25 protein-coding genes are annotated in these 21,865 nt (G+C 62.2%); 11 read left to right on the forward strand and 14 right to left on the reverse strand.

Translation table 11 applies throughout. The features are described from left to right. Positions 1-190: 190 nt before the first annotated feature. Complete coding sequence (locus tag NKJ84_RS17520; RefSeq protein ID WP_352507470.1) at positions 191-1,723, forward strand: helicase HerA-like C-terminal domain-containing protein; 1,533 nt, start codon at positions 191-193, stop codon at positions 1,721-1,723. A 254-nt stretch (positions 1,724-1,977) separates the two neighbouring features. Here the strand turns inward: NKJ84_RS17520 and NKJ84_RS17525 are convergent, their stop codons facing one another. Both NKJ84_RS17525 and NKJ84_RS17530 read right to left on the reverse strand, forming a co-directional pair. Further along, complete coding sequence (locus NKJ84_RS17525) at positions 1,978-2,802, reverse strand: L,D-transpeptidase (protein WP_352507471.1); 825 nt, start codon at positions 2,800-2,802, stop codon at positions 1,978-1,980. Between the two features lie 172 nt (positions 2,803-2,974). Next, complete coding sequence (locus tag NKJ84_RS17530; RefSeq protein WP_352507472.1) at positions 2,975-3,637, reverse strand: haloacid dehalogenase type II; 663 nt, start codon at positions 3,635-3,637, stop codon at positions 2,975-2,977. A gap of 151 nt (positions 3,638-3,788) precedes the next feature. On the opposite strand from NKJ84_RS17530, the gene NKJ84_RS17535 reads away from it, so the two are divergent. From NKJ84_RS17535 to NKJ84_RS17550, 4 genes are all read left to right on the forward strand, one after another. Beyond that, positions 3,789-4,667 (forward strand): branched-chain amino acid aminotransferase, encoded by an 879-nt coding sequence (locus tag NKJ84_RS17535; RefSeq protein ID WP_352507473.1) that lies wholly within the window; start codon positions 3,789-3,791, stop codon positions 4,665-4,667. A 107-nt stretch (positions 4,668-4,774) separates the two neighbouring features. After that, positions 4,775-5,371, forward strand: coding sequence for a superoxide dismutase (locus NKJ84_RS17540; RefSeq protein ID WP_023677850.1), 597 nt, complete (start codon positions 4,775-4,777; stop codon positions 5,369-5,371). Between the two features lie 173 nt (positions 5,372-5,544). After that, positions 5,545-5,988 (forward strand): c-type cytochrome, encoded by a 444-nt coding sequence (locus NKJ84_RS17545; RefSeq protein ID WP_254819933.1) that lies wholly within the window; start codon positions 5,545-5,547, stop codon positions 5,986-5,988. A gap of 9 nt (positions 5,989-5,997) precedes the next feature. Beyond that, the gene (locus tag NKJ84_RS17550; RefSeq protein ID WP_352507474.1) at positions 5,998-6,948 is read left to right on the forward strand and encodes a cytochrome c; all 951 of its coding nucleotides are present in this window, start codon (positions 5,998-6,000) and stop codon (positions 6,946-6,948) included. 11 nt (positions 6,949-6,959) lie between these two features. Here NKJ84_RS17550 and NKJ84_RS17555 read toward each other — a convergent pair whose 3' ends face one another. The 3 genes from NKJ84_RS17555 to NKJ84_RS17565 all read right to left on the reverse strand — a co-directional run bounded on the left by NKJ84_RS17555 (position 6,960) and on the right by NKJ84_RS17565 (position 10,304). Further along, positions 6,960-7,343, reverse strand: a complete 384-nt coding sequence (locus tag NKJ84_RS17555; RefSeq protein ID WP_352507475.1) for an SET domain-containing protein — start codon at positions 7,341-7,343, stop codon at positions 6,960-6,962. Positions 7,344-7,486: 143 nt separating this feature from the next. Then, positions 7,487-8,113 carry a LysE family translocator gene (locus NKJ84_RS17560; protein WP_352507476.1) on the reverse strand — a complete coding sequence of 209 codons (627 nt, stop codon included), beginning with the start codon at positions 8,111-8,113 and terminating at the stop codon, positions 7,487-7,489. A gap of 79 nt (positions 8,114-8,192) precedes the next feature. Further along, complete coding sequence (locus tag NKJ84_RS17565; RefSeq protein ID WP_352507477.1) at positions 8,193-10,304, reverse strand: S9 family peptidase; 2,112 nt, start codon at positions 10,302-10,304, stop codon at positions 8,193-8,195. A gap of 115 nt (positions 10,305-10,419) precedes the next feature. Here NKJ84_RS17565 and NKJ84_RS17570 point away from each other — a divergent pair, with 115 nt between their 5' ends. Further along, positions 10,420-10,791 carry an SH3 domain-containing protein gene (locus tag NKJ84_RS17570; protein ID WP_352507478.1) on the forward strand — a complete coding sequence of 124 codons (372 nt, stop codon included), beginning with the start codon at positions 10,420-10,422 and terminating at the stop codon, positions 10,789-10,791. 414 nt (positions 10,792-11,205) lie between these two features. Beyond that, entirely contained in the window at positions 11,206-11,631 is a 426-nt protein-coding gene (locus NKJ84_RS17575) for a Ros/MucR family transcriptional regulator (RefSeq protein WP_023677844.1), read from the forward strand. Between the two features lie 104 nt (positions 11,632-11,735). Here the strand turns inward: NKJ84_RS17575 and NKJ84_RS17580 are convergent, their stop codons facing one another. Together NKJ84_RS17580 and NKJ84_RS17585 are read right to left on the reverse strand one after the other, a co-directional pair. Next, complete coding sequence (locus NKJ84_RS17580) at positions 11,736-12,164, reverse strand: SufE family protein (protein ID WP_352479545.1); 429 nt, start codon at positions 12,162-12,164, stop codon at positions 11,736-11,738. 113 nt (positions 12,165-12,277) lie between these two features. After that, positions 12,278-12,646: a DUF5330 domain-containing protein gene (locus NKJ84_RS17585; RefSeq protein WP_352507521.1), complete on the reverse strand. Its 369-nt coding sequence runs from the start codon at positions 12,644-12,646 to the stop codon at positions 12,278-12,280. Positions 12,647-13,165: 519 nt separating this feature from the next. Between NKJ84_RS17585 and NKJ84_RS17590 the strand changes: the two genes are divergently transcribed. Both NKJ84_RS17590 and NKJ84_RS17595 read left to right on the forward strand, forming a co-directional pair. Then, positions 13,166-14,911 (forward strand): ATP-binding protein, encoded by a 1,746-nt coding sequence (locus NKJ84_RS17590; RefSeq protein ID WP_352507522.1) that lies wholly within the window; start codon positions 13,166-13,168, stop codon positions 14,909-14,911. Further along, on the forward strand, positions 14,886-15,659 hold the full coding sequence (locus NKJ84_RS17595; protein WP_352507479.1) for a peptidoglycan-binding domain-containing protein: 774 nt from the start codon (positions 14,886-14,888) through the stop codon (positions 15,657-15,659). Before NKJ84_RS17590 ends, NKJ84_RS17595 begins: the two co-directional genes overlap by 26 nt. A 23-nt stretch (positions 15,660-15,682) precedes the next feature. On the opposite strand, the gene NKJ84_RS17600 is transcribed toward NKJ84_RS17595, so the two are convergent. Together NKJ84_RS17600 and NKJ84_RS17605 are read right to left on the reverse strand one after the other, a co-directional pair. Continuing rightward, positions 15,683-15,973, reverse strand: coding sequence for a type II toxin-antitoxin system RelE/ParE family toxin (locus NKJ84_RS17600; RefSeq protein ID WP_254819939.1), 291 nt, complete (start codon positions 15,971-15,973; stop codon positions 15,683-15,685). Next, positions 15,966-16,241: a type II toxin-antitoxin system ParD family antitoxin gene (locus NKJ84_RS17605; protein ID WP_502895544.1), complete on the reverse strand. Its 276-nt coding sequence runs from the start codon at positions 16,239-16,241 to the stop codon at positions 15,966-15,968. Before NKJ84_RS17605 ends, NKJ84_RS17600 begins: the two co-directional genes overlap by 8 nt. Before the next feature lie 156 nt (positions 16,242-16,397). Between NKJ84_RS17605 and NKJ84_RS17610 the strand changes: the two genes are divergently transcribed. Beyond that, positions 16,398-16,745 carry a DUF1491 family protein gene (locus NKJ84_RS17610; protein ID WP_254819941.1) on the forward strand — a complete coding sequence of 116 codons (348 nt, stop codon included), beginning with the start codon at positions 16,398-16,400 and terminating at the stop codon, positions 16,743-16,745. A gap of 10 nt (positions 16,746-16,755) precedes the next feature. Here the strand turns inward: NKJ84_RS17610 and NKJ84_RS17615 are convergent, their stop codons facing one another. Beyond that, positions 16,756-17,766, reverse strand: a complete 1,011-nt coding sequence (locus NKJ84_RS17615) for a hypothetical protein (protein WP_352507480.1) — start codon at positions 17,764-17,766, stop codon at positions 16,756-16,758. A 187-nt stretch (positions 17,767-17,953) separates the two neighbouring features. On the opposite strand from NKJ84_RS17615, the gene NKJ84_RS17620 reads away from it, so the two are divergent. Continuing rightward, positions 17,954-18,139, forward strand: coding sequence for a hypothetical protein (locus tag NKJ84_RS17620; RefSeq protein ID WP_352507481.1), 186 nt, complete (start codon positions 17,954-17,956; stop codon positions 18,137-18,139). Positions 18,140-18,153: 14 nt separating this feature from the next. Here NKJ84_RS17620 and NKJ84_RS17625 read toward each other — a convergent pair whose 3' ends face one another. From NKJ84_RS17625 to NKJ84_RS17640, 4 genes are all read right to left on the reverse strand, one after another. Further along, complete coding sequence (locus NKJ84_RS17625) at positions 18,154-18,702, reverse strand: DUF1254 domain-containing protein (RefSeq protein WP_254819944.1); 549 nt, start codon at positions 18,700-18,702, stop codon at positions 18,154-18,156. Next, positions 18,695-19,279, reverse strand: coding sequence for a DUF1214 domain-containing protein (locus NKJ84_RS17630; protein WP_352507482.1), 585 nt, complete (start codon positions 19,277-19,279; stop codon positions 18,695-18,697). Before NKJ84_RS17630 ends, NKJ84_RS17625 begins: the two co-directional genes overlap by 8 nt. 68 nt (positions 19,280-19,347) lie before the next feature. Beyond that, on the reverse strand, positions 19,348-21,537 hold the full coding sequence (locus NKJ84_RS17635) for a transglycosylase domain-containing protein (protein WP_352507483.1): 2,190 nt from the start codon (positions 21,535-21,537) through the stop codon (positions 19,348-19,350). Between the two features lie 153 nt (positions 21,538-21,690). After that, positions 21,691-21,852, reverse strand: coding sequence for a hypothetical protein (locus NKJ84_RS17640; protein WP_352507484.1), 162 nt, complete (start codon positions 21,850-21,852; stop codon positions 21,691-21,693). Between the last annotated feature and the right edge of the window lie 13 nt (positions 21,853-21,865).

Raw genomic sequence — 21,865 nt, forward strand, 5'->3', positions numbered from 1 at the left:
GTGCAACGCGCCTTCCGTGATGGTGACCGTCAACCGATTGCCAAACATGGGCAGGTTCCGCAAGCTCCAAAGGCCATTTTCGACAACGCCCATTGTCGCTGCGCAATGGCCTCACTATACCTGCGGCGGGGCTCCCTTTTCTTCAAGGGATCAGGGCATTCAACCCTATAGGTTTGCGGAGACCGGACACATGGCCGACGATACCAGTATCTTCATAGGGGCCAGCCGCAAGCCGGACGACAGCTATCAGCGGCCCGAACAGCTTTTGCTGCAATATGGCAATCGTCATGGCCTGGTCACCGGCGCGACCGGCACCGGCAAGACGGTGACCCTGCAGATTTTGGCCGAGGGTTTCTCCAATGCCGGCGTGCCGGTATTCTGCGCCGACATCAAGGGCGACCTGTCGGGTATCGCCATGATGGGCACAGCGCAGGATTTCCTGGTCAAGCGGGCCGAGCAGGTCAAGCTCGATCCTTATGAATTCCAGGAATTCCCGGTCATCTTCTGGGATCTGTTCGGCGAGCAGGGCCACCCGATCCGCGCCACCATCTCGGAGATGGGGCCGCTGCTTCTGTCGCGGCTGATGAACCTTTCCGAGGCGCAGGAAGGCATCATGAACATCGCCTTCCGCATCGCCGACGAGGAAGGCCTTTTGCTGCTCGACTTGAAGGACCTGCAGTCACTGCTTGCCAACATCGCCGACCGCGCCGAAGAGATCGGCGCCCGCTACGGCAATGTGACGAAACCTTCGGTCGGCGCCATCCAGCGCACGCTGCTGGTCCTGGAGCAGCAGGGCGCTGCCAATTTCTTCGGCGAGCCGGCATTGCGGATCGCCGACATCATGCGCACCACGCGCGATGGACGCGGCGCCATCAGCGTGCTCGCCGCCGACAAGCTGATGATGAATCCGCGGCTCTATGCGACGTTCCTTCTGTGGCTGATGTCGGAACTGTTCGAGGAACTGCCGGAAGTCGGCGACCCGGACAAGCCGAAGCTGGTCTTCTTCTTCGACGAGGCGCACCTTCTGTTCGACGACGCCCCGAAGGTGCTGGTCGACCGCGTCGAGCAGGTGGTCCGGCTGATCCGTTCGAAGGGCGTCGGCGTTTATTTTGTCACGCAAAATCCGCTGGATATCCCTGAAACCGTGCTGGCCCAGTTGGGCAACCGCGTGCAGCACGCACTTCGTGCCTATACGCCGCGCGAACAGAAGGCCGTCAAGACGGCGGCCGAGACGTTCAGGCCCAATCCCGATTTCGACTGCGCAACCGTGATCACGCAGCTCGGCACCGGCGAGGCGCTTGTCTCGACGCTGGAAGCCAAGGGCGTGCCGTCCATGGTGCAGCGGACGCTGATCCGCCCGCCATCGTCGCGCCTTGGCCCGATCACGCCCGAAGAGCGCCGCAAGCTGATCAATGAGAGCCCGGTCGCGGGACAGTACGACCAGACCGTCGATCGCGAATCGGCCTTCGAGATCCTGCAGAAAAAGGCTAAGGACGCCCAGGAGGCACAGGCGCAGCAACAGGACGCAGGCCGTTCGCGCTGGACCATTCCCGGCTTTGGCAACGACGATCCCCAGCCGACCGGCGGCCGCCGCGCGCCGCGGCCCTCCAACCGCCAGACGGTGGCGGAGGCTGCGATCAAATCCGTGGTGCGCTCGGTCGGCTCGTCGGTCGGACGAGCGATCGTGCGGGGTATTCTGGGGAGCCTGTCCAGGGGCAGGTGAGGGGCATCGGACCCGAAGGCGGGCATCGGTGTTGGCAATTCTGTCCTGGAATCAAGCGCCAGTATCCAGATCTGGAGGACAGCGGACGGCGGCTATGCGGTCATGAGCTGTCACTGGTGGCGTCTGCCCACAGCACGGCAAAATCCGCTGCTCGGCGTAAGCATCGGACCTAAAGGCCGGCACCGGTACAGGCACGCCGACGCGCAGCAAAACCAGCGGGAGCGAGGAAGATCCCGCCCGCGCTTTCGACCAGCTCAGAAGATCGAATTTGTGATCGATTTTATCGGACCGAGCAGGATCGATCCTTCCGGCACGCCGGCGTCGATCGGAATGGCTCTGCGGTTTGCTGTTGCCACCACCGGCTGGCCGACATCGGCTGTCACCACGACCGGGGTCTTGTTCGGCACACGATCGTAGAGATCGATAATGTCCTGGTTCATCAGGCGCACGCAGCCCGACGACACCGACTTGCCGATCGACCGCCATTCCGGCGAGCCGTGCAACCGGTACAGCGTGTCCTGGTTACCCTGGAACAGGTAAAGCGCACGCGCGCCAAGCGGGTTGTCCAGCCCGCCGGGCATGCCGCCATTATCGGCGCTGTATTTTGCGAGCTCGGGCTGGCGGGCTATCATGTCCTCCGGTGGCGTCCATTTCGGCCATTTCTGCTTCCATTGGACCACCGCATCGCCCGACCATTCGAAGCCGGCGCGGCCGAGGCCGACGCCGTAGCGGATCGCCTGGCCGCCGGGGCGCACCAGGTAGAGGAAGTGGTTGGTCGTGTCGACGACGATGGTGCCGGGCTGCTGCCCGGTCGGATCGTCAACGATCTGGCGCAGGAACTGCGGGTCGATCTTGTCGACAGGTATGGCCGGCAGCTCGAAGCCGCCATCCGACATCGGCCCATACATCGTCACGTAGTCGCCGAGCGCCGGCTCGACATAGGTCGGCGGCGGTGGCTCGACTGGCTGCTGCGACAGCGTGGTGCAACTGGAAACCGCGACCGAGGCGGCGCCAAAGGCGGCCGCGTTGAGGAAACCGCGACGGCTCAGGCGAAGAGAGGACGATTGGGGTGTGAACATGATTGCCTTTTTTAAGTCTCAAATCGCAACAAAGCATAAATGCGTCCTGTTGCGCAGGTGCCGAGCAATGCCCGGCGCGATAGGCGGTTCCAATTCTGGCCGCAGGGTGGACAAACAAAGGCAAAGCTGTGACTGGATCGTCACTGTTGCGCCGAGGCAACATGTCCGGCCGTCAAACCCCGGCGACCAGACCTTCAAGGGACGGCAGGATCAGGGCCGGTGGAAAATCCCGGTATTCCTCTGGCTGATTGGCGCGGTTGATCCACACCGTCCTGAAGCCGAATTTGGTGGCGCCGGCGACGTCCCAGCGGTTGGATGACTGGAAAGAGACAGCGCCCGGATAGAGGCGCCAGCCCGTGGTGACCATGTCGTAGACCGACGGATCGGTCTTGAAGCGCCTGACGCTGTCGACGGAAAAGACGTCGTCCAGGACCTGGTCGAGCGCGGCGGATTTGACGGCCGCTTCCAGCATCTCAGGCGAACCGTTGGACAGGATCGCCAGCCTTGCTCCCGATGCCTTGAGCGCCTTGAGCACGGCCGGCACCTCCGGATAGCAGTCCAGCCGCCAATAAGCCTCGAGCAGCTTCGCCCTCAGCCCGGCATCCGCGGATGGAACCTTGCGCAGGGCGAAGTCGAGCGCCTGCTCGGTGAGCTGCCAGAAATCGGCGTAGGCCCCCATCAGCGTCCTGACCCAGGAATATTCCAGTTGCTTGGCGCGCCAGATATCGGACAGCAACTGGCCGTCCGGCCCGATCTGGTCGGCGTGACGGCGCACGGCCGCATGCACGTCGAACAGCGTGCCATAGGCGTCGAAAACGTAAGCCGCGAACTGCATTCGACAGTTTTGAGGCCGCGTAAGGCAAGGCGCAAGCGCTGATTGCAGTCCGCCAGCCCGCTGGCCTCAACAAATCTCAGCCAAGCCGGTTGACGGCGGCCGCCAAAGCATCTTCCAATGCGCCGCAACAAGCATCGAACGGAACCTGGCAATGACACTGGCGACTGCGGCGCAATCCGCGACATGGACCTTCGTCGACGGCGACTGGTACGAGGGCAATGTTGCCATTCTAGGGCCGCGCAGCCACGCCATGTGGCTCGGCACCAGCGTGTTCGACGGCGCCCGCTGGTTCGAGGGCGTCGCTCCCGATCTCGATCGCCATGCAGCGCGGGTAAATGCCTCGGCGATCGCGCTCGGCCTGAAGCCGACGATGAGCACCGACAAGATCGTCGGCCTGACCTGGGACGGACTGAAGAAGTTCGACGGCAAGACGGCAGTCTACATCAGGCCGATGTATTGGGCCGAGCATGGCGGCTATATGGGCGTGCCGGCCGACCCGGCCTCGACGCGTTTCTGCCTTTGCCTCTACGAATCGCCGATGATCTCGCCGGCGGGGTTTTCGGTGACGGTGTCGCCGTTCCGGCGCCCGACCATCGAAACCATGCCGACCAATGCCAAGGCCGGCTGCCTTTATCCCAACAATGGCCGGGCTATCCTCGAAGCCAAGATGCGCGGCTTCGACAATGCGCTGGTGCTCGACATGCTGGGCAATGTCGCCGAGACCGGCACCTCGAATATTTTTCTGGTCAAGGACGGCCATGTCATGACGCCGGCGCCGAACGGCACCTTCCTGTCCGGCATTACCCGCGCGCGCACCATGGCCCTGCTGGGCGAATACGGCTTCACGACGACGGAAAAGACGCTGTCGATCCGCGATTTTCTCGAGGCTGACGAAATCTTCTCGACCGGAAACCACTCGAAAGTCGTGCCGGTCACCCGTATCGAGGAGCGCAATCTGCAGCCCGGACCGGTGGCCAAGAAGGCGCGCGAACTCTATTGGGAATGGGCGCATTCGACTTCGCCCGGCTGACCCGCTAAAAAGCGGCCGGCGCTTCGTTTCCGGAGTTGTTCCAGACCAATCCAGTCCTATGTTAGTCCGGTATCGACACCGGATTTTTCCACGAGGGAGTACGACCGATGGCTTTTGAATTGCCCGCCTTGCCCTATGATTACGAGGCCTTGCAGCCTTATATGTCAAAGGAAACGCTGGAATATCACCACGACAAGCACCACAAGGCCTATGTCGACAACGGCAACAAGCTGGCCGCCGAGGCGGGCATGGGCGATTTGTCGGTCGAAGAGGCCGTCAAACAGTCCTTCGGCAAGAATGCGGGCCTCTTCAACAATGCCGCCCAGCACTACAATCACATCCATTTCTGGAAATGGATGAAGAAGGGCGGCGGTGGCAACAAGCTGCCGGGCGCATTGCAGAAGGCGGTCGACAGCGATCTTGGTGGCTACGACAAGTTCAAGGCCGACTTCATCGCCGCCGGCACCACCCAGTTCGGTTCGGGCTGGGCCTGGGTCTCGGTCAAGGACGGCAAGCTGGCGATCTCGAAGACGCCGAATGGCGAGAACCCGCTCGTCCATGGCGCGACGCCGATCCTCGGCGTCGATGTGTGGGAACATTCCTATTACATCGATTATCGCAACGCCCGGCCGAAATATCTCGAAGCCTTCGTCGACAGTCTCATTAACTGGGACTATGTGCTCGAACTCTACGAAAAGGCCTGATCCGTTCCAGAAAGCCCCGGCAAAACCGGGGCTTTTCTTTTTCACCATCAGAACGACAGTTGCAAAATTTCACGCAAGCGTGAGGCGAAGCGTCGGAATTTTTAAGCCATCCTTGCCGTTTGTCATCGGGGTGGGACCGCATCCTGAATTGCCTTCAACATGGAGCCAAGTGAATGAGAAAGCTTATCCTCGCCATCTCGATGCTCGCCTTCGCCGGTTCGGCGGCATTTGCCGACCCGGTTGCTGACCGGCAGGCGCTGATGAAGGAACGTGGCAAGATCGCCGCCGGCTTGTCGAAAGTGGTCAAGGGCGAGACGCCCTACGACGCAGCTTCGGTGCTGACCGCGTTGCAGGCACTGCAGGCCAATGCCGAGAAATTCCATGCCGGCGTCGACACGCTTTTCCCGGCGGGCAGCGACACCGGCGACACCACGGCGTCTCCCAAGATCTGGCAGGACATGGCCGGCTTCAAGACGGCTGAAGGCAAGTACCTCGCAGACGTCAAGGCAGCGGTCGCCGCAGCACCTGCGGACGCCGAGGCGTTGAAGGCACAGTTCAACACCATCGGCGGCGGCTGCGGCAACTGTCATCAAAACTACAGGGTGAAAAAAGGCTGATGGCGGGCAATGCGCTTGCTGAAGAAACTTGTCGGCGCCGCCCTCGTTCTGGGCGGCGCGGCCGCGATTGCCGGCTGGTTCCTGTCGGCTCCGGTCAGGCTCGATGCCGCAACGCTGGCTGAGCTTGGTCCCGGCGACGCCGCCAGGGGCAAGCGCATCTTCTACGCCGGCGGCTGCACGTCCTGTCATGCCAAGCCCGGCTCGCAAGGCGACGCCCGCCTTCAGCTGGTCGGCGGCCTCGAGCTCAAGACGCCGTTCGGCACCTTCGTGCCGCCGAACATATCGCAGGATGCCAGGGACGGCATCGGCGCCTGGTCCGTCGAGGACTTTGCCAACGCCATGCTGAAGGGCGTATCACCGCCGGCCGAGCATCTTTATCCGGCATTTCCCTATACTTCGTACGCGCGCATGAAGCCGGCCGACATTGCCGATCTCTATGCATTCCTCAAGACCTTGCCCGCGGTCGCCGGCAAGGCGCCCGCCAATTCGCTGGCATTTCCCTTCAATGTCCGACGCGGTCTTGGCTTGTGGAAGCTGCTCTATTTGAGTGACCAGCCGGTCGTTTCCTTTCCCGACGGCACGCCCGACCCGGTGCTGGCCGGCCGCTATCTGGTGGAAGGCCCCGGTCATTGCGGCGAATGCCACACGCCGCGGGACCTCGCCGGCGGCACCAGGAAGGGCCAGTGGCTGGCAGGTGCGGCCGCCGCCGAAGGCAGCGGTATCGTGCCGAACATCACGTCGGGCGAGGGCGGCATCGCCGATTGGTCCGAAGCTGACATCGCCAACTATCTCGAAACCGGCTTCACGCCGGACTTCGATACGGTCGGCGGCGCGATGGTCGACGTGCAACGGAACATGGCCGTGCTGACCCCGGAGGACCGTGCGGCGATCGCCGCCTATCTGAAAGCCGTGCCGCCGCATCCCAACGGCTATCCGGCTCGCAAGAAGCCGGCGAGCTGACGGCCGTTGCGTCAGCGGTCGCCGAGAAAGTCGAAGCCGGTTTCGAAGAAGTGATTGTAGTCGCAGGTCATTTCCTCGCCAGGCGCAATGTCGCGCAAGGCATAGGTCTCCTCCGGCTGCGAGACGTCGCAATTCGGGTCGTCGGCATGGTTCATGTAGCGCGCATCGTCGGCTTCGAAGACGATGTAGTTCGGGTCGCACCGGTCCGGGTAGGCGTAGCGGTCAAGATAGGTTTTCACCGGCCCGGTTTCCCGCTCATAGGTCGTCACCTCGATGCGGCGGTCGTATTTCGGGTCGAGCTTCCAGACCAGCGTGCCGCGGCGAATGTGGTTCTTGGCAAAGACGCCGATGCCCTGGATGGGCGATTTGTCGAGATAGACATCGACGAGCAACATGGCAGATCCCTGGGTGATTGAGTGTTGGCGGCGACCGTGAAAAGGCCGCGCACTGGGTAGCGCGCGACCTTTGCAATTGCGAGCGGAAAATCAACTGTGCCTGCCCAGTATCCGAAGCCTCATAGGCGTCGCATGTCGAGACCCTAGCGCTGTTGCAGCGCCAGCCGGATGCCCAAGGCGCAATAGATGCAGCCGACAGCCTTGCCCTGCCATCTCAGCACCGTCGGGTTTCGGCGCAGGAAAGCGCCGAGGCCGCCCGCACCCACGGCGAAAACCACCGTGCTGACGAGGCCCAACAGAACAAAGATCACGCCCAATGTCGCCAGTTGAAGCATCACCGATCCGTTTTCAGGCCGCACAAACTGCGGAAGAAATGCAAGGAAGAAAAGCGCGGTCTTGGGGTTGAGAATCTCGGTCAAAACAGCCTGCCGAAATGCTTTGGCAGCGGGGATCGCAAGTGCGCCGGCGGCCGGATAGGCAGGCGTTTTCTCGATGATCGCGCGAACGCCGAGATAAATGAGGTAGGCTGCGCCGATGTACTTCACTATGCTGAAAAGCGCCGCCGACGTGGCAATGATCGCCGAAATGCCGACGATCGCCATGAAGGTGTGAACCACGTCGCCGGCCGCGATCCCCGCGCCGGTCGCGATGCCCACCCTGGTTCCAGAGCTGGTTGCTCGCGCCACGGTCAAAAGGGTGGCAGGACCCGGGATGAAGACAAAGCCAAGCACAACCGCGACATACGCAATCAATGTGGCAAGATCGATCATTGGTGGGCTTCTTCGCAACTTCCATCCTCAATGAAGGCATGTAGCGGAACAGCAAGCAATACCTGCCTATCCGCGGTGTTCACGCGGCAAGCTCGGCCTTGCCTGTGACCTTGAGCGCAAAGGCATAGGTGAAGGCGATTTCCTCCAGCCTCGAAAACCGGCCGGAGGCGCCGGCATGGCCTGAATCCATGTTGATCTTGAACAGCACCGCATTCTCACCTGTCTTGCGGTCGCGCAACCGCGCTACCCATTTGGCCGGCTCCCAATAAGTGACGCGCGGGTCGGTCAGGCCGGCCAGCGCCAGAATCGGCGGATAGTCGAGTGCGGCGACATTGTCGTAGGGTGAATAGGCGGCGATGGTCCGGTAATCCTCCGCCGAAGCGATCGGATTGCCCCATTCCGGCCATTCCGGCGGCGTCAGCGGCAGGCTGGCGTCGAGCATGGTGGAGAGCACGTCGACGAAGGGAACCTCGGCGACGACGGCGCCGAAGCATTGCGGCGCCATGTTGGCGACCGCCCCCATCAGCATGCCGCCGGCCGAACCGCCTTGCGCGACGATGCGGTCATGCTGCGTATAGCGTTCGGCGACGAGGTGCTGAGCGACCGCGATGAAATCGGTGAACGTGTTCATCTTGTTCGCCCGCTTGCCGTCGTCGTACCAGCCATAGCCCTTGTCCTTGCCGCCGCGAACATGGGCTATCGCGTAGACAAAGCCGCGGTCGACCAGCGAAAACAGATTGGTATTGAACGCGGCCGGCACGGTGATGCCGTAGGAGCCGTAGCCGTAAAGCAGGCACGGCGCCGACCCGTCGAGCGGCGTGTCGCGGTGATGGAGGAGCGAGATCGGCACCAGTTCGCCGTCGGCGGCAGGCGCCATCAGCCGGCGCGTGACATAGTGCTCCGGGTCGTGGCCGGACGGCACTTCCTGGGTCTTGAGCAGCACCCGCTCGCGGGTGCGCATGTTGTAATCGAAGACCTGCGCCGGGGTCGTCATCGACGAATAGGAAAAGCGCATGATCTCGGTGTCGTATTCGTAGGAGCCGGACAGGCCGAGCGAGAAGGCCTCCTCGTCGAAGGAGATCAGGTGCTCCTCGCCGCTCTTGCGGTCGTGCACGACGATGCGCGGCAGGCCTTCCTTGCGCTCGAGCCGGACCAAGTGATCCTTGAAGCCGATCACCGAAAGGATCAGTCGGCCCGCTTCGTGCGGCACCAGTTCCTGCCAGTTGGCGCGCACCGGATCATGCGCCGGCGCCGTCATGATCTTGAAGTCCTTGGCACCGTCGGCATTGGTGAGGATGAAGAAGATGTCGCCGCCTTCCTCGAGCTCGTACTGCAGGCCGGTCTGGCGCGCCGCAACCAGCTTCGGCTCTGCGAACGGATCGTTGGCGCTCATGATGCGGTATTCCGAGGTCTCATGGTCGTTTATGCCGATCATGATCCACTCGTTGGAGCGCGTGCCGCCGACATCCATGAAGAAGCCGGGATCAGTCTCCTCGTAGATCAGCCGGTCGTTTTCAGGACTGTCACCAAGCGCATGGAACAGCACTTTGGAAGGACGGTGGTTGGGGTCGAGGCGGGTGTAGAAAAAACCGTCATTGCCGGCATCCCAAACACCGCCACCGCCGGTGTTCGGAACCCTGTCCGCCAGGTCATTGCCGCCGGCCAGATCGCGGACGCGCAGCGTGTAGAATTCGGAACCCTTTTCGTCGAAGGCCCACAGCAGCTTGCTGTGGTCGTCGGAATGATCGACGCCGCCCAGCCGGAAATAGGGCTTACCCTCGGCCTCGGCATCGCCGTCGAGCAATATCTGCTTGTCGCCGCCGTGACGCGCCGTGCGGAAGTAACGCGGCTGCTGGCCGCCAAGCTTGAAGGAGGAGCCGTAGGCATAGGGCCCATCCTTCATAGGCACAGAGGAATCGTCTTCCTTGATACGCCCCTTCATTTCCGCGAAAAGCTGCTTCTGCAGCTGAGCCGTATCGGCCATCAGCGCCGTCTGGTAAGCATTCTCGGCTTCGAGGTGGGCGCGGATTTGGCCGTCGAGCAGAGACGGATCCCTGAACATCTCTTGCCAATTGGCGGCCCTCAGCCAAGCATAGTCGTCCGTCCGCGTCATGCCGTGATGCGTGTCGAAGATCGGCCGTTTCTCCGGCTGCGGTGGGGTGGCGGTCGGAAACACTGGGGTTCTGGTCATTGCGTCTCGCTATGGAAGTTACTTGAATAGCGAATGAACACGCCGATCAGCGCGGGTTCAACGGCTATGATCTATTGTCGTGGTGACTCGAGGGGACGGGCTGGAGGAGAGGACAATGAACATTTTTTCTCGGACTGTCGCGGCCCTCGCCGTCGCTGCGACGACCCTGGCCAATGCCGGTCATTCTCATGCAACTGCTTTTGCGGCTTGGCAAGTGGCCAATGTGCCGTTCGGCGACACACTCAATGTGCGCAAATATCCTTCGGGAACTTCGCAGAAGCAGGCCGCCTATCCCAACGCGACGGTTCTGCAGATGACCGGCAAATGCACCGGTGGGATAAATCTGCTCAATCTCGCCAACCATTCGTACTGGCAGCAGAAACAGAAGATCCGCAATCACTGGTGCCAAGTCTGGCATGATCCGGCACAGAACGGCCAGTTCGTCACCGGCTGGGTCTACGGAAAATACATCACTCCGTTTCAGTGACGCGGCACGCCGCTCCCGGCCGACGGCTCACGAGCAACAGTAATGCTTCGCAACCTATGATTTTACTGAATCCGCCGATTGGCCAGGCTGTAATGCTGCCGGCTGGATCAAGCATTGAGCTCTATTTACCTGCTGCAGTCTGTGTAATGGCTGCTTGCCGCCGCGTCAGTCGATGCTGGTCTGACCAGAAAAAACGGCAAGTTTACACTCTGCACGAAAGAGTGAAGCTGAATATGAAAGATTTGACTTGCATCGCTGAATAGAGCGCAAGAAGCGAATTGACTTACTTGACGCCAACGCCCATTAAGGTGCCGCGACGCGAATCGCGGAGGCTTTTTCCTGCACAAGTTCGCGCGATGCCCAACTATCGAAACGGGCGCAAACAGAAACAATTCTCGTTGGGGCCTGAACGCCATGGATATTACCGAAACACCTTCCAGAAACAGTGACGCGCTGATCGAGCTCACCGCCGACGTGGTGGCCGCCTATGTCAGTAACAATCCCGTGCCGGTCGGCGAATTGCCGAACCTCATTGCCGATGTCCATGCCGCTTTGGGGCGCGTCGGCGGGGCCGCCGAGCAGCCGCCTGCCGACAAGCAGAAGCCGGCGGTAAATCCGAAGCGTTCGGTGCATGACGACTACATCATCTGTCTCGAAGACGGCAAGAAGTTCAAGTCGCTCAAGCGTCACTTGATGACCCACTATGATCTCACGCCCGACCAGTATCGCGAAAAGTGGAACCTGGACCCGAGCTATCCGATGGTTGCGCCCAATTATGCGGCCGCCCGTTCGCAGCTCGCCAAGAAGATGGGTCTCGGCCGCAAGCGCAAGGGACGCTGATAACCGGCTCTTCCGGTTTGACACTCAAACGGCGCCTGCGGGCGCCGTTTTGTATTATGGGGTCAAAGGTCGAACCCGCCATGCTGCCGGCAACTGCCGTCCGGTCAGGCGGTCTGCTTCAACGCTGCTTCGGCGTCACGCTTGATGCGCTTGACCATCGAGCGAAGACCATTGGCGCGCTGCGGCGACAGGTGCTCGTCAAGTCCGAGCGCCTTCAATGTGGCCTCCGCGTCGGTCCTCTGTATTTCGCTGGCCGGCCGTCCCGAAAACAGCGCCAGCATGATGGCGACCAGACCGCGCACGATATGGGCGTCGGAATCGCCCTTGAAGGTGATAACGGGGTCGGGACCACCGCCCTGTTCGGTGGTCAACCAGACCTGGCTGACGCAGCCGGGCACCTTGTTGGCCGGTATGCGTTGCTCGTCGGGAAACGGCGGCAGCGCTTCACCCAGTTCAATCACATAGCGATAGCGGTCTTCCCACTCGTCGAGCAGGGAAAAGTCGTCGCGGATGGTCTGGATCGTCGTAGTCATCACCCCGGATATAGTCATCCGGCGCTGCCACGTCACGGAAAAAGAGGAGAAACGCCGCAGGCGCCGAGCGTGGGGAGCCTTGCGGTCTGGCGACGAATTCGGCCGAAACCGTCTCAGTTCTTCGCCGGCAAGTGCAGTTTCGCCGGCAGATCGACTTTCGCGGGCAAGACGATTTCCTCGGGCAGGCTGCCGGTGGTCGTCACCGCATCTGGTTCAGGGGTCTTGTCGTCCAGCATGGCGGCCGCGATCTTGGCGGTTTCCCTGGCCCGGGCGGTGATGGTGTGCATTGCCGATTTACCGGTCTCGCACACGTCCGGCTTGCGCTCGCAGATGCCGGCGATGTCGCCGACGGCTTCGCGTGCCGCAAACAGCGCCTGGAGCGGCCCGACGCTTTCGCGGCCCGCATCATCGGCGCCGACACCCAGCGGCAGCGCCAGAAGCACCAGGGAAAACCAGAAAGCAGCTCTTATCAGAAAGCCCATCTGTCTGTCCTTTATGACGGTCATGCCTCCGAACCACACGACCCTTGTACCGCGATACTGGCACGGAGGCGCAAAGGACGGCTTGTCCCGAAAGCAACAGTTTTCCTCAAATTTTAGGCAGATTCGAAACGAAGCGCTTTGAAGTTCATTTGCCTCGAATGGGTCATATTTCATTCAGCAAATGGTAACCATCCAACCTGTTGTTTCTCCTCGTTATTTTTTGCATTGGTGACAGTTTGGTGCGATTGGCCGCAAGCTTAGGCGCGGGTGGTCCGGATAACGCTCCGTTTACTATGGCGGCAAGTGGCCCCGTTTTTCCCCACCGGGATCCCGATATTTGCTGCCTGCCGGGGGACGATCGGCCCAGCCTTATCCATTCCTTAAACGCTGGATGCGAGTTTCGGATCGACAAAAGCCGCCTGCCAAGCAGGGCCGTTCACGACCGGGTGCGTTGAGTTGAGTGCGATCAAGGCCAGATACGCCGAGTTGCCAGGCGCGATAGCCGCCGGTTGCGAACGGATGGTTCATCCGTCCGTCCTCGGCCAGGACGACCGCCGCCGTGAGAGCCGGTTCATTGGCGTCATGCTGGCGGCTCCCTTCTTCAGCGCGGGTGCAGCGGTGACGCTGGTCACGTCGGGCATGGGCGCGGCCGTGACTGTGGCTGCGATCTTTGCGGCGTTCGGCCTTTGCTGGTTCGCCACCCTGCTGGTGGCTGCATCGGGCAAGATGACCCTGGCCGGCCAACTAGCCTTGGTCGTCGGCAGTGTTGCCCTGGGTGCCCTTATCGCTGCCGCCGGCGGTGTGGCCTCGCCGGTTGCCTTGCTCGCGGTGGCGCTGCCGTTTGAAGCCTGGTGGATCGGCCAGTCGCGGCGTGCCGTGATCTGGGGCGCCATCTCGGCCCTTGTCGCAGTCTTGCTGCAGCCTTTAGCCGGTTCCGTCTTGCCGCTCGGCCAGACCGAAATCGCCGCATGGCACTGGCTGGTGCCGTTGGCCTGGGCGCTCACGCTCATTCCGCGTGTCGCTTCACTTCGTGCCACCGCCAGCGCTCAGCTCGATCCGGCCGGCAGCCACCGGCTCGAAGACCTGATCGACGCCGTCGTGCTGCGAATCGCTGCCCATGGCGAGGTTCTGGACGCCTCGGCTAAGGCACGCACGATGCTGAGGCTGCCACCGGAGCTGCTTTTCGGCACCGGACTTTTCGATCGCATCCATCTGTCCGACCGCGTCCCATATCTCAGTGCGCTGGCCGATATGCGCGATGGCGCCGTGTCGCGCCGGCTCGACCTTCGCGTCCGGCTGCCGCAGAGCAGCGGCGTGACAGCCGACAATTACCGGCCGTTCTCGCTCGAGATGATGCGCGCGCCTGGGCAGGGGACTGTCTTCACGCTTCTTCTGCGCGAAAACGATGAAGTGGCCGGACTGCGCCAGGAGCTTGCCGCTGCCAACGAGGCGGCTGCTTCGGCCGAGGTGGCGAAAGGACGCTTCCTTGCCGTCGTCAGCCATGAGTTGCGCACCCCGCTCAATGCCATCATTGGCTTTTCCGACATGCTGCTGCACGAGATGTTCGGCAGCTTCAAGGATCCGCGCCAGAAGGAATATGTCGGCTTGGTCAGGGATTCGGGCCAGCACTTGCTTGCCGTCGTCACCTCGATACTCGACGTATCGCGGATCGAATCGGGCGCCTACGCGACCGAACCGGAACCGTTCCGCTTCCGCGAAGCGGTCGAGATGTGCCAGTCGATGATGCGCCTGCAAGCCGAGGCAAAGGCCATCGATCTGCAGGCCCAGATCGCGCCGGACGCAGGCGAAATAAATGCCGACCGTCGCGCCGTGCAGCAGATCCTGATCAATCTCGTCTCTAACGCGATCAAGTTCACGCCTGAAGGCGGCAATGTCGTCATCGGCGCCAAGCGCATCGGCTCGCGGCTGCATTTCTGGGTCCGGGACACCGGCATCGGCATCGCCGAGGAAGATTTCGCCAATCTCGGCAAGCCGTTCATGCAGATCCAGAACGACTATACCCGCCGTTTCGAAGGCACAGGGCTCGGGCTTTCGCTGGTGAAGGGGCTGGTGGCGCTGCACGAGGGCACAATGTCGATCGAAAGCATGCCGGGCGAGGGCACCACGGTGACGATCAGCCTTCCCGTGAGCGGCCCGACGGGCCGCTCGGCGGAGAAGACCGGCGTGGTGCCGATGTCCGCGGTCAAAGCCAAGGCGGACGGTGGCAAAGGGGAGAGCAATGGGTCGCTCCGCAAAACAGCCTAAGGCGGTCAAACGCCGCGGCAATGCCTTCGAGCACGGAGCGATGGCGCTGGGCAGCCTGATCTCGCGCAATCCTGTTGTAGTCGGCGGCTCCACCGCGTTCCTGGTGACGCTGTTCTACGTCTCGGCGAACGCGCTTTGGTACCAGCCCTTTCCGCATGCCGGAGCGTTTTTCGCTACCAGAAGCATCGAACGCTTTCCGCGGGCGGATAGCGATGAGCCCGAAACCACCATCAATATCGTGCGTCCGGCCGCTGCGCCGATCAAGAGCGACCCGGTCGTCGAGCAGGTCCAGGGCATCTTGAAGGATCTCGATTTCTATTCCGGCACCATCGACGGTATTCCCGGACCGAATACGCGCAAGGCCATCCAAGCCTATCAGCAGAAAGTCGGATTGAATGCCTCCGGCGAGATCGACGGCGTCCTGCTGGATCAACTGGGCGCCACGCCAAAGACCGCGGCCGTGGTTCCGCATCCCGTGCCGCGGCCGGTCGAAACGGCCGCTGCTCCGGCCGCCATTCCGGTATCCGCACCGGCAAATGCAGCAGCGCAAACGCCTGATCCCCGCATCGTCAAGATCCAGGCCGGACTGAAAGCGTTCGGCAATGAGGACATGCAATTGGATGGCGTCGTAGGCGCGCGCACCAAGGCCGCGATCAAGGAATTCCAGGCGCTGTTCGGCTTGCCGGAGACCGGCGAGCCAGACGAGATCGTCTACGTCAAGATGCGCGAGATCGGCCTGACCAACTGAGGGCCGAAACCTAGTCTCCCGGCCTATTTAAGCCATTGCTCCGGGTCACGCATTCCATGGACTATCGCCACGGCTAACACGCCGTAGGGCATGGGCTCGTAAATCACGATGTAGCGCCCCTCGACCAGAATGCGGGCGGTGGCGCTCAATTCCGGTCGAGCTGCGCCCATTTTGGCGTGCTCGCAAGCCAATTCCAGCCTGTCGAAAATGCGTCCGATCAGCTTGTCAGCCGCCTTCTCGTTATCGACGGCAATGTGATGCCAAATATCTCGCAAATCCTGAGAAGCTCGCGGGGTGAGCCGGTATTCAGCCACGGACTGCGCGTTCGGCCTTCAGAGCGCGTAAGAAAGCCGTACGATTTACGTGTTGACCTTCGCCACTTGCCATCCCTTCGTCATAGGCCCTTTTGAGGCGTTCCAGTTCAAGAGTGCGGAATTCCTCGCGCTGCTCCCATAGACGTAGTGCTTCCCTGACGATTTCACTGTTGGAAGCATAGTCTCCGCTGTTCACGGCGTCTTGTAGACGGGCGGCCTGCTTGGGGGTAAGCGACACAGTAAGAGTGCGCATGGGCTGGGCTTTCATACCGGGCACTATAGCATTTTTCACAGAGGCCAACAAGTTTTGTTAGACTTTGTTGGTAAATCGTCGCATTCCGGGACTTGCTTTGATGGCCAACCGTTGCTCGCGAATAAGTGAAAATCTCGACACCACAAACCCGAAATCGTACAGGGTCCCGCCATGCGGGTAACCACCGATCTGTGGGTGTCGGCCCTGTTGCGCCGGGTTTTTAGCGCCGGCGGCTTTGCCGCCGTGGTCAAGCGCGGCGCCACGGAAGCCGGCGCAGTTTTCGTGTTGGCGCGTGGCCGGCTAGGAGAGATGGCGCTGTTCGGGCCGGCGCCGCAGACGAGCTACGATTCGGCCAGGCCGGACGACCGTTTTTTCAGTCTGCTTGGCGAAGGCGACGATGCCGCCATTTTCGACGCGCAGCTGGAGCGCGAGAAGAAATTCGATCCGGATATTTGGGTGATCGAGATCGAGGCGGGCGTCGTTCCCGTCGAGGAGCTTATCTCGGTCAAGGCGTCGTAACGGCAAGCCTTCAGATGCGAAGCGCCTTTGGGGTGGCGGTTACATCGGCGCTGTTCGGCTTGCGCAGGTCGGCATTTGCCGCGACGCGCCCGGGCTTGCGAACGATTTTCGACACGGTGTCGGCCTTCCAGCCGCGGAGCCTGTCCAACGCAGCGTCGCGGTGCAGCAGGCGGTAGCGGTCGAGGAAGATGCGGATCGCCTGCGGGTGCGGAAACTCGGTCGGATAGATGGCAGCCGTGATCAGGAACGCCTTGTCTTCGCTGAGGTCGAGCGCGCGCAAGGCGAAAAGTAGCGGTGTGTAATTTTGGCTCGCGGTGAGCGTCCGCGCCGTTGAAAAATCGACTTCGAGCGCATCGGCGAGCGCTGTCTGAAAGAATGCCGCATTGCCGGTCAGCGCGGTTTCGCGCAGCTTGACGTAGGTTTGTGGCTCGACGAACGGTCTGATGGCGGTGCCGCGCTCGGAGCGCATCATGGATCGCAACCGGCGGCGTACGGTTTCGGCGGCGTCGGCCGCCTCTTGTCTGTTTGCGTCGCTCGCGACCATTTCCGCGTTTTCGGACGGGGCAATGGCAGTTGCTTCCGGCTGCTGCTGCGACCGCACCAGCGTCGGCCTTTCAAGCACTTTGATGAGATCGGCGATGGTTTGGTTGAGATCCTTGCGGCGGGCAATGGCACGGGCATGCGGCAGGCCGTGACGCCCGATCAGCGCGATCAGGTCGATGTCGCTGAGGGCACGCGAGCGGATGAGTAGCGGAGCGGCGATGTCGACCCGCTCCTGGCAAAGCCGCCGCACCAGCGCGGCGGGTGCATATTCGCATTCGGAAAGGGCCGCTGCGACGTAGCGGCGCGATTCGACCGAGACATTCTCGAAAAGCGGCAGCGTCAGGTCTTCGAGCTGCGCGATCTCCCGGCGCGAAGGGCGGGTGAGCGAACAGAATGCCGATACCGCGGCGCGAAACAGCCTTTCGGCCTTTCCCGATTCAGCTCCTGCTGCGATTTGCCTGAAATCCGAAGCTGACACGAAGGATACGCCCGACACTCGACACGATCTGGAGGGCGCTCTGCCGGGCTGTACCGGTTTCGCGTTTCCCAAGAACAAAGATCAATTTAGCGGCGATCCGTTAGCGCTCCGTTAACCTACTGCCTTCTTAATCGACTATGGAGGCGTTGCGTTGTGCTCCGGGGCAACCGAGAGGAATACGCGAACCATGGGCATGGTACTGTATTTCGTGCCGCGAACGGCGGCAACCAATCGAGCACAACAAGCCGCGCCGGCGGCAGTGATCATCTTTCCCGGGGTGCGCTACGAGCAGCGGCCGCTGACGGGCGAAACGCGGCCGACCGGCCCCGACAAGCCGGGACCTTCGGGAACATTGCCCGTACCGCATCACTGAGCATCGGAACCGGCCTAAAAATCCTGCAGTTCGCAGGAACTCTGTTCGAGAAACCGCGAGACGATCGGCTTCCAGCTGTCGTCGGGCACGAACGAACGGATGACGAATACGCCTTCCTCTATCGGCGCCTCGACGAAGATGGCCCCTTGCAGTTCCTCGGGAAGATCCTTGCGGACCTCGATCATCTGGGCCGGCGTCAGCACAACGGTGTCGAGCACGCCTGCGGTCGCGCTGTGGTCGTTGAACGAGTAGATGTTGTGGCCGCCGCGGTCATAGACCGATATCGACCAGAACGGCACCTTTCCCGGCGCCTTGACCCGCACCATCCCCTCGGCAAGGTCGAAGCGGCAAGCCGCCGCATAAAACAGCGGATCGACCGATTTCACCACCGGCGCGCCGCCGGCTTCCGCGTCGAGCCTGGTCATCTTGTAGAGATCCGAAGCCATGGCCAATCGCGACCAGGCGTCGCGTTCGGAGAACTCGGGGACGAGCAGCAGCACGACGATGTGCACGATGCCGGCGCCGAGCAGGCCGAGCAGCACGGCATGCAGCAGGCTACGCATTGCAGCCGACCTTCTGGATCTGCGGCAGCGTGACGTCCGACAGACCGGTGCTGCTGGCGATCGGTGTGTCGTAGAACGTGAGCACCAAATACATCTTGCCGGCGCCGCTGGTCAGCAGCCAGTTGCCGGGCGCAGGGCGGTTGCCGACGGAAATGACCACCGAATTGTCGGCCTGGCGCAGCACTTGATAGGACTGCAGCGCAGCCGGCCTCGGCGTGCCGGTCTCGACCACCCCAAGCGACTGGTCGGCGGCATAAAGCGTCCAGAACCGGGCGGTGGGAAAACCGCCCGCAATCTTGTAGGCGCATTGCCGCTTGAGCTGTTCGCCGCCGGAATCGCGTTCGGCTATGAAGGACAGTCCTTCCGCCTGTCCGAGCGCCAGCACGCCTTCGCGAGCCACGCGGGCCTTGGAATAGGGATCCGCCGTCGGCGTGCCGATATCCGGCAAGGCGGTCCATTGGCCGATCCTGATGGCGCCGACGCCATCCTGCAGCTTCAGCGCGTACCAGACGCTGGCGCCACCGCCACCGATGGCGATGGCAAGCGAAAGCAGCGTCAGGAAGGCGTTCTTGAGCATGAGGAGCCGGGAGAACCGAAGGCCGGGGACAGAAAGATTGCCGCCCGGGGATATCTCGGCGCAGGGGCTTATGGCAAGCGGCCCCGCGGAATTGGCCGCCACAGCGCCGACAGGGTCTCCGGTGCAGCGGGCGCGTTGAGCACGGGTGCCGCCTGGAAAAGCCTGGTCAGTTCTTTCAGGGTCCGGGTGGTCCGGCTGGACAGCACCGGCGGACGCTCGGCGGCGGCATCGGCTGCTGCCTGTTCGGCGTTCTTCTTTTCCGCTTCCTCGGCCTTGGCGGCGATTTCGGCATCGACGAAGGGGTGATCGATACCGGGGATCGGTTTCAGGTCTATGTTCTGGTGCGCATAGAGCATCAGCCGCTGCCACACCATTGCCGGCAGCGTGCCGCCGGTCATCTTGTTGGTCGCGGTGAAGTCATCGTTGCCGAGCCAGACGGCGGCTGTGTAGTTGCCGGTAAAGCCGACGAACCAGGCATCGCGGTAGGATTGGGTCGTGCCGGTCTTGCCGGCGACGACGATGTTTGGAAGGGCCGCGCGCCGGGCCGTGCCGATCACCGGCACCGCCGCCAGCATGGTGTTCATGTATTTGAGCGCCTGCTCCGACAGCACCCGGTGCGGCGGCGGCGCGTCCTTGGCGAAGTCGTAGACCACCTCGCCGGTACGGTTGAAGAGTTGGCTTATGCCGTGCCGGGTTCCGGCAAAGCCGTTCTGGGCGAACACGCTGTAGCCCGTCGCCTGGTCCATCACAGTCATGCCCGACGTGCCGAGCACCATGGTCTTGTGCGATTCCAGCGGCGACTCGACGCCCATCGCCTCGGCCATCGCCTTGATCGGCTTGATGCCGAGATAATCCTTGGCCAGCCGCACCGGCACGGTGTTGATCGATTTGGCCATCGCCGTGATCAGCGTCACCTTGCCGGCCGACCCGCCATTGTAATTGTGGGGCGACCAGCTGCCCCAGGAGATGGGTCCGCCGGACACCACCGAATCCGGCGTGAAGCCATGCTCCATCGCCGTGGCATAGACATAGGGCTTGAACGAGGAGCCGGTCTGGCGAAGTGCCTTGGTGGCGCGGTTGAACTGGCTGGCGCCGTAGTCGCGGCCGCCGACGATCGCCCGGACGGCGCCGTTGGTCTCGATGACGACGATGGCGCCCTCGGTGACGTTGTATTCCTTGCCGAACTGGCGGAGGTGGAACTCCATCGATTCTTCGGCCGCCTTCTGGATGTTGGCGTCGAAGGTGGTGTGGGCGACAAGCGAGTGCGGGCCGCCTTTGGCGGCGATCTTCTTGACCTCGTCGAAGGCCCAGTCGAGGTAATAATCGGGGCTCTTCTGCTCGCCGCGGTCGACGATTTCGGCCGGGTGTAATCTTGCCTGCAGCACCTGGCCTTCGGTCATGAAGCCGGAATCGACCAGATTGGACAGTACCACATTGGCCCGCGCCCGGGCGGCGGGCAGGTTTATGTGCGGCGCGTATTTGGTCGGCGCCTTGAACAAGCCGGCCAGCATCGCCGCCTCGGCAAGGTTCAGGTCCTTGACGCTCTTGCCGAAATAGAAATCCGCTGCCGCCTCGATGCCGAAAGTGCCGCCGCCCATATAGGCGCGGTCGAGGTAAAGCTGCAGGATTTCCTTCTTCGACAGATTGGCTTCGAGCCACAGCGACAGGAAGGCTTCCTTGATCTTGCGCTCGAAGGTCCGTTCATTGGTCAGGAACAGGTTCTTGGCCAGCTGCTGGGTGATGCTCGAGCCGCCCTGGACGACGGAATTGGCCCGCACATTCTCGAATATCGCCCGCGACAGGCCGAGCACATCGATGCCGTAATGGTCGAAGAAACGGCGGTCCTCGGTGGCCAGCACCGCCTTGATGACATGGTCGGGCATCTCGTCGACCGGCACCGAATCGCGCTGGATGATGCCGCGCTGGCCGATCTCGTTGCCGTAGCGGTCGAGGAAGGTGACGGCGAAGTCGCCTTGCGTGCGCCAGTCGCCGGCGGTTATCTGGAAGGCCGGCAAGGCCAGCGCCAAAAGGACGACGATGCCGCCGGCACCGAGCGTAAAGCCTTCACTCAACAGTTCGATCAGGCCGCGGCGCCAGCCGCCGACGCGGAAACGCCGCGAGAAGATGGTGGCCGCTTCCCAGAACTGGCGCGCCCTGAAGCCGAATTCGTAGACAGAGGAATCGATCCACGCATCCACCGCCAGCAGCCTTGCGGCGATCGGACCTCTTCTCTTGCGTGGTTCCAAAGGACTGGCCATTCCAGGATCCGGCTGCGGCGACGCCGCCAACTGAGAAACCGCATGCCGGCAATTTCACGGCGGCGCGCCTTTCAAGACTATTCGTCCATTTTGGTGCTGCCTACAAGGGCGATGAAGGTTCCGCGCTTGCGTGGGTGCCGAGGATTGGCAGCGTCACATGGGACGCTTGTCCGCGATCTTTTTCGGGTCGCGGCCTAACGTGCCGGCGTTGGCTTTCCTGTGCTTGTCGGCAAGCCTGCGAACGCGATCGAAGCGGCTTTCCTCGGCCACTTCGATTTTCGCCGCTGCATTTGGCTTCGGGACGAGTGCGATCATTGATCGATCTCCT

It is taken from the genome of Mesorhizobium sp. M0048 (assembly GCF_040323405.1).
GTDB lineage: Bacteria > Pseudomonadota > Alphaproteobacteria > Rhizobiales > Rhizobiaceae > Mesorhizobium.

What these genes read in the sequence shown, in the direction of transcription:
- NKJ84_RS17545 (WP_254819933.1), top strand. Translation starts at nt 5,545, where the DNA reads ATGAGAAAGCTTATCCTCGCCATCTCGATGCTCGCCTTCGCCGGTTCG.
- NKJ84_RS17535 (WP_352507473.1), top strand. Translation starts at nt 3,789, where the DNA reads ATGACACTGGCGACTGCGGCGCAATCCGCGACATGGACCTTCGTCGAC.
- NKJ84_RS17625 (WP_254819944.1), bottom strand. Translation starts at nt 18,702, where the DNA reads ATGCGTAGCCTGCTGCATGCCGTGCTGCTCGGCCTGCTCGGCGCCGGC.
- NKJ84_RS17585 (WP_352507521.1), bottom strand. Translation starts at nt 12,646, where the DNA reads ATGGGCTTTCTGATAAGAGCTGCTTTCTGGTTTTCCCTGGTGCTTCTG.
- NKJ84_RS17550 (WP_352507474.1), top strand. Translation starts at nt 5,998, where the DNA reads ATGCGCTTGCTGAAGAAACTTGTCGGCGCCGCCCTCGTTCTGGGCGGC.
- NKJ84_RS17565 (WP_352507477.1), bottom strand. Translation starts at nt 10,304, where the DNA reads ATGACCAGAACCCCAGTGTTTCCGACCGCCACCCCACCGCAGCCGGAG.
- NKJ84_RS17520 (WP_352507470.1), top strand. Translation starts at nt 191, where the DNA reads ATGGCCGACGATACCAGTATCTTCATAGGGGCCAGCCGCAAGCCGGAC.
- NKJ84_RS17620 (WP_352507481.1), top strand. Translation starts at nt 17,954, where the DNA reads ATGGGCATGGTACTGTATTTCGTGCCGCGAACGGCGGCAACCAATCGA.
- NKJ84_RS17595 (WP_352507479.1), top strand. Translation starts at nt 14,886, where the DNA reads ATGGGTCGCTCCGCAAAACAGCCTAAGGCGGTCAAACGCCGCGGCAAT.
- NKJ84_RS17590 (WP_352507522.1), top strand. Translation starts at nt 13,166, where the DNA reads ATGGTTCATCCGTCCGTCCTCGGCCAGGACGACCGCCGCCGTGAGAGC.
- NKJ84_RS17640 (WP_352507484.1), bottom strand. Translation starts at nt 21,852, where the DNA reads ATGATCGCACTCGTCCCGAAGCCAAATGCAGCGGCGAAAATCGAAGTG.
- NKJ84_RS17580 (WP_352479545.1), bottom strand. Translation starts at nt 12,164, where the DNA reads ATGACTACGACGATCCAGACCATCCGCGACGACTTTTCCCTGCTCGAC.
- NKJ84_RS17635 (WP_352507483.1), bottom strand. Translation starts at nt 21,537, where the DNA reads ATGGCCAGTCCTTTGGAACCACGCAAGAGAAGAGGTCCGATCGCCGCA.
- NKJ84_RS17630 (WP_352507482.1), bottom strand. Translation starts at nt 19,279, where the DNA reads ATGCTCAAGAACGCCTTCCTGACGCTGCTTTCGCTTGCCATCGCCATC.
- NKJ84_RS17560 (WP_352507476.1), bottom strand. Translation starts at nt 8,113, where the DNA reads ATGATCGATCTTGCCACATTGATTGCGTATGTCGCGGTTGTGCTTGGC.
- NKJ84_RS17540 (WP_023677850.1), top strand. Translation starts at nt 4,775, where the DNA reads ATGGCTTTTGAATTGCCCGCCTTGCCCTATGATTACGAGGCCTTGCAG.
- NKJ84_RS17575 (WP_023677844.1), top strand. Translation starts at nt 11,206, where the DNA reads ATGGATATTACCGAAACACCTTCCAGAAACAGTGACGCGCTGATCGAG.
- NKJ84_RS17610 (WP_254819941.1), top strand. Translation starts at nt 16,398, where the DNA reads ATGCGGGTAACCACCGATCTGTGGGTGTCGGCCCTGTTGCGCCGGGTT.
- NKJ84_RS17555 (WP_352507475.1), bottom strand. Translation starts at nt 7,343, where the DNA reads ATGTTGCTCGTCGATGTCTATCTCGACAAATCGCCCATCCAGGGCATC.
- NKJ84_RS17525 (WP_352507471.1), bottom strand. Translation starts at nt 2,802, where the DNA reads ATGTTCACACCCCAATCGTCCTCTCTTCGCCTGAGCCGTCGCGGTTTC.
- NKJ84_RS17570 (WP_352507478.1), top strand. Translation starts at nt 10,420, where the DNA reads ATGAACATTTTTTCTCGGACTGTCGCGGCCCTCGCCGTCGCTGCGACG.
- NKJ84_RS17605 (WP_502895544.1), bottom strand. Translation starts at nt 16,241, where the DNA reads ATGAAAGCCCAGCCCATGCGCACTCTTACTGTGTCGCTTACCCCCAAG.
- NKJ84_RS17530 (WP_352507472.1), bottom strand. Translation starts at nt 3,637, where the DNA reads ATGCAGTTCGCGGCTTACGTTTTCGACGCCTATGGCACGCTGTTCGAC.